The organism is Haloferula sp. BvORR071, from assembly GCF_000739615.1.
Lineage (GTDB): Bacteria > Verrucomicrobiota > Verrucomicrobiia > Verrucomicrobiales > Akkermansiaceae > Haloferula.
On the sequence record NZ_BATP01000059.1, the window covers coordinates 83,057 to 95,735 of the forward strand.

Sequence of the window (12,679 nt, forward strand, 5' to 3'; positions counted from 1 at the left end):
ATCGCGTTGTTCGCCGAAAGGGAGGGGTGTTTCTTGCTGGGGCATTCTGGGCTTACAACGGTGCCGGGCCCGTCGCTCTGGGTTTGAGCATGACCACGAAGTCACTTTTGTCGGTAGCATCGAGCTTGATCGATTTCACGACGGCTTGGTCAATCTCGCCAAGTTCCTCCGCGTCCAACTGGATGGTGCGAGGGTGTCAGTCTCGAGGTCAGCTCCTCAGCATCGCACGATGCGCGGCAATCCCTAGGAAAATCCGCAAAAAGAAGGCGATCCAAGCTCGTCCGGCTCACCCGCTTGGGTCGAACTCTCTGCGGGAAGCTGCATGCCCTTCCAAGTAGAGGTGAAAATTGCCAAATCCTTCATGCCGATTGCGTATTTTGCGGGGGCGGCCGAGGAGGAAGCGTTCCGGGGCGGAGTGGCGGCGGTCGTCGGCGGGAGGTTTGAATCGTTCTCACCGCGCGCTTGCCAGCCGGGGCGGGGTGACTAGGCTACGCGCTCTTTTGTCATGAAAATCTGGTTGGACGGCGAATTGGTGGATGAATCCGCGGCGAAGATCTCCGTGTTCGATCACGGCTTGCTCTATGGCGATGGCGTCTTCGAGGGCATCCGCTTCTACAACCGCCGGGTCTTCCGCCTGGAGGAACACATCCGCCGCCTCTTCGACTCCGCACGGGCGATCGTGCTGGAAATGCCGTGGACTCAGGAAGAGGTGATCAAGTTCGTGGTGGAAACCGTCGCGGCCAATGGCCTCGATGACGGCTACATCCGTCTGGTGGTGACCCGTGGCTCCGGTGGCCTCGGTCTCAACCCCTACCTCTGCAAGCGCGCCAGCATGTTCATCATCGCCGGCACCATCAGCCTCTATCCGCAGGAGCACTACGAGAACGGCTTGGCTGTGATCACCTGTGCGACCCGCCGCCCGGCACCCGCCGCCCTGATGCCGCAGGTGAAGTCGCTGAACTACCTGAACAACATCATGGCGAAGGTGGAGGCGATCCAAGCCGGCGCGCTGGAAGCCGTGATGCTCAACGAACAGGGCTACGTGGCGGAATGCACTGGCGACAACATCTTCATCATCCGCGACGGCGTGCTGCACACCCCGCAGGTGAATGACGGTGCGCTGGATGGCATCACCCGCGACGTGATCCTGGAGCTGGCCGACCAACTCAAGGTACCGGTGCTCGAGCGGCAGTTGACCCGCTACGATATCTACGTCTCGGACGAGTGCTTCCTGACGGGCACCGCCGCAGAGGTCATCCCGGTGGTGGAACTCGACCGCCGCAAGATCGGCGGCGGCAAGCCCGGCCCGATCACCAAGCGCTTCATCGAGGCCTTCAAGGCACTGGCTGGCAGCACCGGCACGCCGATTGATTGAGAAGAAATTTCTGGTCGAAGCGCCGCTCTGCAAGGGGCGGCGCTTTCGCGTTTATAGGGGAAAGGAGCGGGGATCTTACTGTCTCCGGAGCGGTCTCCAAGGGCTGCTTCTCCGGCCAGTGCCAGCGACAGCAAGGTGGCGGCTCCTTATGGCTTGGCCGCCCTGTGGCATCCGTGCTTTCCCCCGTCTTTCAGAAATCCGCTCCGGAGCCAGAGATTTCGTTTCGCATTCCGTTTTGGCGCTCTTAGCTTGGGGCTGTCAATGGACTGCGACATCTGCGGCAAGAAGGCGAAGGTGCACCTCACCCAACTGGTGGGCGGGCAAATCAAGAAAATCGCCCTTTGCGACGACTGCGCAAAGGAGAAGGGGGTGACTGACCCCACAGGCTTTGCGCTGGCGGAGATGCTACTCGGCAAGACGCCGGGCAAGCCCGTGGTCACTGCCCAGCAGGCGGTGGCGGCGCAAGTCGGCGGTGGTGGTAGCGGCGTTGGGCGGCGTTGCCCGGGCTGTGGCTTCACGCTGGACGACCTGCGGCGGATCCGCCGTTTCGGCTGCGCGACCTGTTATGTGACTTTCAAGGAAGAGGTGAACGCGATGCTGCGCGGAATGCACAAGGGTACCAAGCATTGCGGCAAGGTGCCGGCCGGGCTGATGGAGCTGCATGAGCGCACGCAGCGGCTGGAAGAACTGCGTGGCCGCCTCGACCAAGCGATCACCTCGGAAAATTACGAAGAGGCCGCCGGCCTGCGCGACGAGATCCGCCAGATCGAAATCCGCGCCACGGGCACCCCGAAAACCAGCGAGTCGCCATGATGCGTTTCACCACTCTGATCAAAAACCCCGCCGACTGGATGACCGGTGAGGGCGCGGACAATACGATTGTCCTGACTTCCCGCATCCGGCTGGCGCGCAACTTGAGGGGCGAATCTTTCCCGGGTTGGGCGAAGAAGGAGCAGCGGCGTCGCACTCTGGAGATCTTGCGTCCGGCCGTAGAGGCACTGCCCTGCATGAAGGATGCCTTCTCCCAAGAGCTGGACGACCTGAACTCCGTGCAGAAGCAGGTGCTCGTGGAACGCCACCTGATTAGCCGCGAGCACGCGGCGCGCGGGGAGGGGAGTGCCGCGGTGATCGAGCGGCGGCAGTCGATTGCGCTCATGCTGAACGAAGAGGATCACCTGCGGATGCAGGCGATCCGCCCGGGTATGTCACTGCGCGCTGCCTACGATTCCCTGGCCGCGGTGGATGAAGAGCTGGAGCAATCGCTGGAGATCGCCTTCGACCACGAGTTGGGCTACCTGACGACCTGCCCGACCAACCTCGGCACCGGTCTTCGCGCCTCTGCGATGCTGCATTTGCCAGCTTTGGTGCTCAGCGACCAAATCGGCCAAGTGCTGCAAGCGGTGAACAAGATCGGCTTGGCCGTGCGTGGCCTCTATGGGGAAGGCACGGAGTCACTCGGCAATCTTTTCCAGATCTCCAACCAGTCCACCTTGGGCGAGAGTGAAGAGACAATTTTACGCAGGCTGGAGCGCGTAATCGCCCAGGTTGCGACACATGAGCGCAATGCCCGGGACAAGCTGTTGGAGGATGACCCGGAAATGGTGAGCGATAAAATCGGTCGTGCCTATGGAGTGCTCCGCCATGCGTGGATCATTGATTCCAAGGAAGCTCTGAACCATTTGTCGCTGCTTCGATTGGGGGGTGACTTAGGGTTTTTACCTAATGAAACCGTAAAATCATGTGATGCGCTATTAATGGATATCCAACCGGCACACCTTCAGCTACACAGCGGACGGAAACTTTCACCGGAGGAGCGCGACTCAATCCGGGCGGAAATCGTCCGGACCCGGTTGCAAACCCTCCAAGCCCCTGATATTCGTTCGACAAGGAAAAAGGACGAAGACGACCAAAATCCTGAGATGCTATGAATAATTTCACACCCAGAGCCCAACAGGTGCTGGCCCTCGCCCGGAAGGAGGCCGACCGCTTCAACCACAGCTACGTCGGAACCGAGCATCTATTGCTCGGCCTGATCAAGCTGGGGCAGGGAGTGGCGGTCAACGTTCTGGAGCGCATGGGTCTGGACCTTGAGAGTGTCCGGATGGAAGTCGAAAAAGAGGTCGGAACCGGAACCGGCCAGAAGATCTCCGGCAGCATCCCCTACAACCCCCCGGGTGAAGAAAGTGCTCGCGCTGGCGAACAAAGAGGCGAAGGCCCTCAACCACAGCTATGTCGGCACCGAGCACATCCTGCTCGGCCTGCTGCGTGAAGGCGAAGGAGTCGCAGCACGCGTCCTGCGCCGCATGGATGTGGACATCCAGCGCACCCGCAACGAGATCCTGGCCGAGATTGATCCGAACTTCACCCCCGATGACGACGATGACGACGACACCGAGGAAGAAGACGAAAACTTCGAGGACGAAAGCAACGAGACCGAAGAGACAGAAGCCGAGGGTAAGACCAAGACCCCCGCGCTGCGCGCCTTCGGCCGTGATCTGACGAAGCTCGCCCGCGACAATGACCTCGACCCCGTGATCGGCCGCGAAGGCGAGATCGAGCGGGTGATCCAGATCTTGTGCCGCCGCACCAAGAACAACCCGGTGCTGATCGGGGAAGCAGGTGTCGGTAAGACTGCGATCGTGGAGGGCCTCGCCCAAGAGATTGCTTCGGGCAACGTGCCGGAGATCCTGCGCGACAAGAAGGTCATTACCCTCGACCTCGCGCTGATGGTCGCCGGAACGAAGTACCGCGGTCAGTTCGAAGAGCGGATCAAGGCCGTGATGGACGAGATCCGGAAGGTGAAGAACGTGATCCTTTTCATCGACGAGCTGCACACCATCGTGGGTGCCGGCTCGGCGGAAGGAGCGATGGACGCTTCCAACATCATCAAGCCCGCGCTTTCACGCGCCGAGCTGCAGGTGGTGGGTGCGACCACGCTGAACGAGTATCGCAAGTACATCGAGAAGGATGCCGCCCTTGAGCGCCGCTTCCAACAGGTGAAGGTCGACGAGCCTTCCGTGGAAGATGCGATCAAGATCATGCGCGGTCTCCAGGAGAAGTACGAGGCGCACCACAAGGCCAAGTTCACGCCGGAAGCTGTCGAGGCTTCGGTGAAGCTGACCTCGCGCTATCTCACCGGACGCTATCTGCCGGACAAGGCGATCGACGTTCTCGATGAAGCCGGCGCCCGCGCGCGCATCGGCCAGATGACCCGCCCGCCGGAGATCAAGCAACTTGAAGCGGACATCGAACAGGTGAACCGCGAGAAGATCGGCGCGATCGGCGAGCAGGACTTCGAGAAGGCAGCCTCTCTCCGTGACAAGGAGAAGCACATCAAGAAGACGCTCGACGAGACTCTGAAGAACTGGCGTTCCAAGTCCGAGGAGACGGTTGTGGAAGTCGGCGATGACGACATCATGGCCGTGGTCTCGAAGTGGACCGGTGTCCCGCTCCGCCGCATGGAGGAGAAGGAAGCCGAGAAGCTGCTGAAGATGGAAGGCGAGCTGGAAGGCCGCGTGATCGGTCAGGACGAGGCGGTGAAAGCCATCTCGAAGGCCCTGCGCCGCTCACGTGCGGACCTCAAGGACCCGCGCCGCCCGATCGGTTCCTTCCTCTTCCTCGGCCCCACCGGTGTCGGCAAGACCTACCTCGCCCGCAATCTGGCGGAGTTCATGTTCGGGGATCCGGACGCGCTCATCCAGATCGACATGTCCGAGTACATGGAGAAGTTCACCTCCAGCCGCTTGATCGGATCGCCTCCGGGATACGTCGGCTATGAGGAAGGCGGCCAGCTTTCCGAAGCGGTCCGCCGCCGGCCTTACTCCGTGGTGCTCTTCGACGAAATCGAGAAGGCTCACCCGGATGTGATGAACCTTCTGCTCCAGATCTTGGAAGAAGGCATGGTCACCGACTCGCTCGGCCGCAAGATCGACTTCCGCAACACGATCATCATCCTAACTTCGAACGTCGGGGCTTCGATGATCAAGCGGCAGACGACACTCGGCTTCGGCGCGATGTCGGCAGACGACGCCGACTTCGAGGGCATGAAGGAGAAGATCATGGAGGAGTCGAAGCGCTACTTCAAACCGGAGTTCCTCAACCGCCTCGATGACCTGGTTGTCTTCCACATGCTGGAGAAGAAGGACCTCGACAAAATCGTGGACCTCGAGATCGACAAGCTGCTCAAGCGCCTGCGCGAGAAGGACATCACGCTCCAACTCGAAAGCAGCGCCCGCGACCTGCTGGTCAAGAAGGGTTACGATCCGTCCTACGGTGCGCGTCCGATGCGCCGTGCGGTGGAGCGCTACCTGGAAGACCCGCTGGCCGAAGCCCTGCTCCGCGGCGACGTGAAGCCCGGCGATACGGCCAAGGTCTCCTGCCCGGAAGGGAAGGAAGAGCTGGTCTTCGAGCCGATCGGCGAGAAGGCGCAGCCGGATAGTGCTGGGGTTTGATTCCCGCTCACAGATAGTTCAAACGAAAGGCGGCTTCCGGAAGGGAGCCGCCTTTTTCTTTAGAAGTAGTCCGCTCCAGTCCTCTGAGCGGATGAATGGTCCCCGGCGGCGCGGCTCACCTCCCAGGCTGGAAACTTTCAACACGGCCACTCTTCGGCAGACCTTCGGGCCCCTCTCGTGTGAAAGTAGTCCGTTCCGGTCCTCTGAGAGAAGGAACGGTGCCTGCTCCCCCGTCTTGTGCTGCCCGGAGAGAAGCTTCCCAACTTGCTTCTTCGCGCTATAACTTTCGGCGTTGTTGAACCGTTCGTCCGCTCAGAGGACTGAAGCGGACTACTTCTTCTCCGGACTACTTTTCCTCTCCATGGAATTCCGTTTCTATGACCCGTCCAATCCGGCCACGGTTACGAAGGGGCATCTACCTCACTGGGAGCAAGAGAACTCAACCTACTTCATCACTTGGCGAACTGCTGATTCGATTCCCAGAGAGAAAGCGGATTACTGGACCCAGCAGCGCGAGGACTGGCTTCGGGCCCATGCGATCAATCCCGGTGATCCCGAGTGGAGAAAGAAGGTTGAGGTCTTGCCGGAAGACATCCGTCGCGAACTCCGCCGTTTCTCCCGGGCTGTAGATGATGAAATGGATTCCTGCCACGGTGAGTGTCTGTTGCGTGATCCTGACCTCGCTCGGATTGTTGCCAGGGCGCTGCACCACTTCGACGGGGATCGCTACCTTCTCGGGGATTTCGTTGTGATGCCTAATCATGTTCATGTGCTGGTGGGAGGCATGGATCGTGGAAGGATGCAGCTTCAGGTAGGGTCGTGGAAGAAATGGACGGCGCTTGAGATCAACCAGCGGACGCGAAGAAAGGGACGGTTCTGGCAGACGGAGAGTTTCGATCACTTGGTGCGCAGCGAGTCGGCATTTGAGAGGTTTCGCCGTTATATCGGGGAGAATCCTGCCAAGGCTAAGCTACGGGAGGGCGAGTATGTTCTATGGCAGAGTAAGTAGTCCGCTCCGGTCCTCTGAGCGGACGAGCGGTCCCCGTCGACTTTCTTGCGGGAAAGGATAAGGGCTGTCCACGGGGTTTATCGTTGGAGAATCTGAACAGCGTTGGAAACCGCTATCGGCCTGGAGGGCTGGAGCGAACTACTTCTGTGCGGAAGAAGCCTCTTTGTTTCAGCATCCACCCGAGGGCCATTGGTGGAAGTCCGCCGTCAGAGCTACTTCGTCCGCTCAGAGGACTGGAGCGGACTACTTTTGGCGGACTACTTCAGTCCTGCCCGTTCAAGCTGCTCAGCTCTGGCAGGGCATTCGCCTCTGCTTCCGCTTGCAGCTTGGCCTCAGCTTCGCACGGCACCTCGATGGTGAACTTGGTCTCTTGTCCTGGAATCGAGCTGACGCTGATCGTGCCGCCGTGGGCTTCGATGGCGCGCTTGACGATGGAGAGGCCGAGGCCGGTGCCTTTGATCTCTTCCTGTGAGTGGTGTTTCTCCACGCGGTAGAAGCGCCGGAAGATGTGCGGGAGGTCGGCGCTGGGGATGCCCACGCCGTCATCGCTAACCCAGATCTTGGTGGAGAAGTTGTCACGGCTGCAGCCGATGGTGACGGTGAGGCCCTTGCGAGGGTTCTGCTTGAGGGCGTTCTCGACGAGGTTGAAGAGTACCTGGGTCCAGTAGAAGCGGTCGCCGGCAAGCGAGATGTCGATCTCCGGCATGTCGATCTTGATGATCGCTTGCTGGTTGCTGATGACCGATTCGAGACGCTCCAATACGTCGCTCACGCAGGAGCGCAGGCGGAAGGGTTTTACCTTGAGCGCGGCGGCTTCGCCGGACTCCAGGCGGGAGATCACCAGCATGTCTTCCACGATGCGCGAGATGCGCTCGGTGTGCTTGCGCATCACCTTGAGGAAGCGACGGGTGAGCTCCTTGTCGTCTAACAGATCGTCATCGATCAGGTTCTCCAGGTAGCCGTTGATGATGGCCAGCGGGGTGCGGAGTTCGTGCGAGGCATTCGCGACGAAGTCTTTCCGGACCTGCTCGGTTTGATACTCGTTGGTCACGTCACGAATCACGACTCGGGTGGTGGGGTCGTCCGCCGGACTGTCGGAAAGCCGGGCGGCGTCGATGACCCAGGCGTTCATGCCGCGGCGTTCCTGGTCGCCGAGCGGTGAGGATTGTTGGCCGAGCACAGCGCGCGTCACGGTCGGCTCGCCGGTGTCCAGGCAGCGCATCAGCGCGGCGGCGAGGCGTTGGTCGAGGAAGGCCTCGTGAACTGTACGGCCGGTGAGGTCCCGACCGCGGAAGAGGGTGCGGGCCGCCTTGTTCGCGAAGAGAACGCGGGCATCCGCATCCACCAGCATGAAGGCATCGCCCAGCGCATCGAGCAGCAGGTCGCGCTCCTTGCGGGCATGCCGCAGGTCGAGATCCAGCTTCATTTTCCACGATGAGACTTCCTCGCGAAATCCCCTGCGCGCACGGCGCAGGCGCAAGGCGGTAACGCCGAGAGCCACGAAGGCGCAGAGCGCCGCGAGGATCGAGGCAATGGCAAGCGGATGGGTCATCCTTAGATGGACGACACGCAGTATCCGATGCCACGCACAGTTTCAACCATCGCTGCATGTTCGCCCAATTTCTGACGGAGACGCTTCATGTGGGTGTCGAGGGTGCGGCTGTGCACCTCGTCGCTATAGCCCCACACGGTGCGGAGCAGGTCATTGCGGTCTTGCGCCTTGCCGGCGCGTTCCGTCAGGAAAAGGAGCAGCTTGAACTCGGTGGAGGTGAGCTCCACTGGCTGGCCTTGGAGGTAGAATTTGAGAGAGTTCTTGTCGAAGCGGAAGGGTCCGTAGGTCACCTCCACTGAGCCCGGCGGGCCGTCGCTGCGCTTGAGCACTGCCTGCACGCGGAGCATCAGTTCCTTCGGTGAGAAGGGCTTGGTGAGGTAGTCATCAGCACCGGCCTCGAGACCTTGGATGCGGTCCTCAGTCTGGGCGCGAGCGGTGAGCATGATGACCGGAATATCGCGGCTGCGAGAGTCGCGGCGGATCTCCTTGAAGACGCCATAGCCGTCCTTGCCGGGTAACATCAGGTCGAGGATCACCAAGTCCGGGCGCTCGTGGACTGCCAATTCCGCGCCCGTGATCCCGTCGTGCGCCTTGAGCACCGAGTAACCCGCGCGCTCCAGATTGAAGCCCACTAGGTCTGCGATGTCGCGCTCGTCCTCGACGATCAGGATTTTCTGCATGCGGGTTGAGCTTTAGGGCCGGGCCTCCCCGGCGGGAACGGGTGGCTTGTGACGAAAATGACAGGTTTGTAAGTCATTTGCTGACATGGACTCGCACTGCTGGAGCTGGTGCGAGACGTAAGATTCCAAGGGTGATAAGCGAGGAATCTGTCCGACCCCCGTGGGTCCATGGTGGAATTCTAATCCTTCCGGACCGATTTTTCGAGCAAAGAGAGCCACTCGCGGAACTCCGGCGGGGCATCCTTGTCAGAAACCCCATAAATCTTACTGGAGGAGCCGGCAGCCGACTGCTCGGTGACGGTGATGATGTGGTGGGTCTCCGTGTCGGCTTCGCCAGAATTCTCCCCCAAGAGATGGGAGGAGATCGCGGGGACGTCGGTGGTCGCCTGAATCAGCTTCGCAAAGGTGGCGGGGGACATCTCCGCCGTGGTTTCCGACGGTCCGGTGGGCGAGTCGCGGGTGACGGTGATATTGCAGGCACCTGCAAAATTGGTCGCGAGGATGCCCAGCTTCCCGCCCCGGGAGCGGTAGGTGATGAACTCGGACTTCGCTTCCTGCTGTGATGCTGGTGGGGCGGCGGCGGGACCAGCCGATTTCGCGGGCGATTTCGGCGGCCCCGCTTGGTCGACTTGCTTGCGCGAGCAGGCGCTGCCAGCCACCAGCGCAAGCATGAACCAAGCGAGCTTTGGCTTCATGGGAAGCGCTTCACTTGTGGCTTTCGTGCCACTGCTTGTAGACGATCGGTGAGATCTCCGACGGCTTGATCTCGGAGCGGCCACCCCAGAAGACGTTGGTGTAGGAGACCGGGATGCCGATGGATTCCAGATAGCGATCAATGGCTGCCTTGTGCTCCAAGACGCGGGCCTTCTCGGTACCGTGGACGACGCCCATGATGTTGACGTTGCCGAACTGCGGGCCGCCTTCGCGCCAGTAGCAGTGGGTCATGCAGTAGTGGCGGCCGACTTCGGCACCGGCTTCCATCTCGCGGCCCTTCGGCACCGCCCAGTGGAACAGGCCATTGAAGCGGGTGACACGTTCACCGGTCGAGGAAGGTTTCACGTGCTCGAGGAAGGTGGAAAAGCGGCCGATGACCTTCTTGGCATTGAGCGTTTCCGCGATCTCGCAGAAGCGATCGACGGAGATGCCGAGCTTGGCGGCGCGGGCATCCCATGGATTGGCGACGATCTCTTCGGTGGTAAGCTCTTCCTTGAGGGCGAGCAGGGTGTCCCATTCTTCCTGGGTCAACTCGACCGGAACGGTGGTCATCATCTCCGCGAGGTCGTCGGCCTTGTCACCGGGCTCAAGGGCACGGCGGCGGACGTGGCCGACGCCGAGGGCGAAGACGCCATTCGCGGGCATGAGCAGATACTCCTCGGCACCAGTCAGGCGCAGCAGGGCGGTGGCGTGCTCATCAAGCGACTCGCCGACGGGCACCTTCAGCGTGGTCCAGAGGCGATAGCCGGAGCCGGAGACTTCCGTGTCCGTCGAGCGGATCACGACGTGGCCGGAGAAGGGGTCCTCCTTGGACATGAAGTCGAACGCGGCGTTGAGCTTCTCTTCCGGGACGCGCCAAGCGACGAGGGCACCGTGGGCCAGCTTGGTGGAAAGCAGGGTCTGGCGAACGCGGCGGATGATCCCGGCCTCAAGCATTGCCTTGATCCGCTCCAGCACCGTCTCCAGCGGCACGCCGCTCTGCTCCGCGATCACGTGGAAGGGCTGGCGCTGGAAGCCGGAGATGAGGTCTTCTGAAATCGCCAGGATCTTCGCGTTGATCGGGTCGCTGTGTTCGACGGGGACGGTCTGCATGGGGAGAAGCCTAGGCGGCCCAAGACGGCCCCGCCATGCGGAAATTCCGGGAAATTCCGCGTGGATTATCGCGGGGGGAGGGCTTGGGAATCAGCGGCTTGGCTGGCTTCGAGGGCTTTCTGGGTCGCCTCTGCCTTCATCCTGATTTGGTGGAGGGCGAAGAGGGTGAATGCCGACAGCGCCACGCCCAAGGCGCAGCCGCCCAAGCCCTGCCGGAATTGCGGGCGATTTGTCTTCCGCCCGCTCCAAGCCACCCAGGCGGCGAAGGGGATTGAGCCGAGCAAGAAGAGTCCCGCGGCGAAGAGGCACAAGTTTGCCAGCCATTCGGGAAGGCTGCCGAAGAGCATTGGGGCGGTCCCGATGACAAGGAAGGAAAAGACCGGCAGGAAAAGGGCCCTTCGTCCCAGACGGTTGGGGTAGAGGGCTGGTGTCACGATTGCCTCCGAGTCCATCAGTCGGGAGCTTATGCGATCCTCGGTGGTGGGTCACGTTCCAACTCCGATCTCCCTACGACGGCCAGTCGGGGGTGGGGCACATGATTCAAGAGGCTCCCATATCCTCCCCGAGCTGTTTCACGAATTCCTCACGGGCGAGCTGGTCCGCGGCCGCTTGGATTTTTTCCGCCCGTGCCGCGCTGCGGCTCAGCCAGCGGGTGAGCACTGCCAATGGATGGAAGGACGATCCTGCTCCTGAATAGTAGTCCTGCCCGAATGAGAGCGCGCAGAGTTTGGGGATTTCGGAGGGTTCATGCTCCGCACGGAGGGCTTGAAGCAGGAGCGAGTCGGTCAGGAACGCGAAGACATCGAACTGCGTGTGGCTGCCTTTCGCGATCTCCAACAGGCGGGTGTGCGGGAAGAAGACGAGGCGCGGGTAGCCGTCAGTGGGCCCGCCGATGGCAAACTGGCCGGCGATCGGTTCCAGCCAGCGGATCTCGGTCAGGTGGACCATCGCCTGGGCCCAGATGAGGGCGGCGAGGCGGTAGTCATCGTCCGGGAACCCCAGCTCATAGACGCAGTAGTAGAGTGCTTGGAGATCGGCTTCCGAGCCATCGAAGTGGACATTCCAGCCCTTGGAGTTCAGGCCCCGCTCGCTCCAGAAAGAACGATAGATGGCGACCGCCTCTTCCAGCCCGGCGGGCGGATGCGATGCGTGGCGGACGGTGGGGAGAGCCTTCACGAGAGCAGGTCGGAATCACCGGGGTGCTGATACTTCTCCCTGAGCTTCTCGAAATGCTCCTTCAAGCATTCCCGTCTGGCTCGTCTTGCTCCTCGCCTCAGGTGGCGGCTATGGACAGCCAAGCAATCGAAATGGGAAGATCCGGATATGGCGGCTTCCGCGAATGATAGTTCGCTGAGACGTGGAAGGTCCTCCAGCCCGTAGCCTGCGCACAGGGCTTGTAGAAGCAGTGCGGCGGTCAGTTCGGAAAAGGTCTCATCCTGGGAATAGTGGCCCGCGACGAGTTCCAGCAGGCGCGCGTGCGGGAAGAAGGCGAGTTCGCCCGGACCGTCTCCCGGCCCGCCAATGGCTATTTGCCCAGCAATCGGTTCAAGCCAGGACATCTCCGTCAGATTGACGATGGCTTGGGCCCAGATCAGGGACGCGTGGCGGTAGTCGCTTTCCGGAAAGCCGATCTCATAAACACAGTATCCGAGAGCGTCCAAGTCGCCCTTTGAGCCATCGAAGTTCGCGGGGAAATCATGCTCCTGCATCCGCAGCCGGGCCCAGAAATCGCGGTAGGTCCGGACCGCTTCCGCCAATTCGGGGGGCGGGCTTTCGGCGTAGCGGACGGAAGGATGTTTGCTCATG

General features: G+C 61.3%; 11 protein-coding genes and 1 pseudogene. 5 read left to right on the forward strand and 7 right to left on the reverse strand.

What is annotated here, in order from left to right; translation table 11 throughout:
• Positions 1-505 precede the first annotated feature (505 nt).
• The 5 genes and pseudogenes from ilvE (at position 506) to BV071_RS29485 (ending at position 6,835) form a co-directional block, all read left to right on the forward strand.
• On the forward strand, positions 506-1,375 hold the full coding sequence (gene ilvE / locus BV071_RS29465; RefSeq protein ID WP_035615239.1) for a branched-chain-amino-acid transaminase: 870 nt from the start codon (positions 506-508) through the stop codon (positions 1,373-1,375).
• 261 nt (positions 1,376-1,636) lie between these two features.
• A complete protein-coding gene (locus BV071_RS29470; protein ID WP_035615241.1) occupies positions 1,637-2,188 on the forward strand; it encodes a UvrB/UvrC motif-containing protein in 552 nt (183 codons plus the stop codon).
• Positions 2,189-2,226: 38 nt separating this feature from the next.
• Complete coding sequence (locus BV071_RS29475; RefSeq protein WP_265595098.1) at positions 2,227-3,303, forward strand: protein arginine kinase; 1,077 nt, start codon at positions 2,227-2,229, stop codon at positions 3,301-3,303.
• Positions 3,300-5,826, forward strand: a pseudogene (locus BV071_RS29480) (ATP-dependent Clp protease ATP-binding subunit). Before BV071_RS29475 ends, BV071_RS29480 begins: the two are co-directional and overlap by 4 nt.
• Positions 5,827-6,187: 361 nt before the next feature.
• Positions 6,188-6,835, forward strand: coding sequence for a transposase (locus tag BV071_RS29485; RefSeq protein WP_035615612.1), 648 nt, complete (start codon positions 6,188-6,190; stop codon positions 6,833-6,835).
• Between the two features lie 262 nt (positions 6,836-7,097).
• Here the strand turns inward: BV071_RS29485 and BV071_RS33930 are convergent, their stop codons facing one another.
• The 7 genes from BV071_RS33930 to BV071_RS29520 all read right to left on the reverse strand — a co-directional run bounded on the left by BV071_RS33930 (position 7,098) and on the right by BV071_RS29520 (position 12,678).
• The gene (locus BV071_RS33930; protein ID WP_052574047.1) at positions 7,098-8,387 is read right to left on the reverse strand and encodes an ATP-binding protein; all 1,290 of its coding nucleotides are present in this window, start codon (positions 8,385-8,387) and stop codon (positions 7,098-7,100) included.
• Between the two features lie 2 nt (positions 8,388-8,389).
• Positions 8,390-9,067, reverse strand: coding sequence for a response regulator transcription factor (locus BV071_RS29495; protein ID WP_035615248.1), 678 nt, complete (start codon positions 9,065-9,067; stop codon positions 8,390-8,392).
• Between the two features lie 179 nt (positions 9,068-9,246).
• On the reverse strand, positions 9,247-9,762 hold the full coding sequence (locus BV071_RS29500; RefSeq protein ID WP_035615251.1) for a hypothetical protein: 516 nt from the start codon (positions 9,760-9,762) through the stop codon (positions 9,247-9,249).
• A 10-nt stretch (positions 9,763-9,772) separates the two neighbouring features.
• Positions 9,773-10,873, reverse strand: a complete 1,101-nt coding sequence (locus BV071_RS29505; RefSeq protein ID WP_035615254.1) for an Lrp/AsnC family transcriptional regulator — start codon at positions 10,871-10,873, stop codon at positions 9,773-9,775.
• A 65-nt stretch (positions 10,874-10,938) separates the two neighbouring features.
• Complete coding sequence (locus BV071_RS29510) at positions 10,939-11,325, reverse strand: hypothetical protein (protein WP_035615257.1); 387 nt, start codon at positions 11,323-11,325, stop codon at positions 10,939-10,941.
• An 88-nt stretch (positions 11,326-11,413) separates the two neighbouring features.
• On the reverse strand, positions 11,414-12,049 hold the full coding sequence (locus BV071_RS29515; RefSeq protein ID WP_035615260.1) for a hypothetical protein: 636 nt from the start codon (positions 12,047-12,049) through the stop codon (positions 11,414-11,416).
• Positions 12,046-12,678 carry a hypothetical protein gene (locus BV071_RS29520; RefSeq protein ID WP_035615263.1) on the reverse strand — a complete coding sequence of 211 codons (633 nt, stop codon included), beginning with the start codon at positions 12,676-12,678 and terminating at the stop codon, positions 12,046-12,048. Before BV071_RS29520 ends, BV071_RS29515 begins: the two co-directional genes overlap by 4 nt.
• Position 12,679 lies beyond the last annotated feature (1 nt).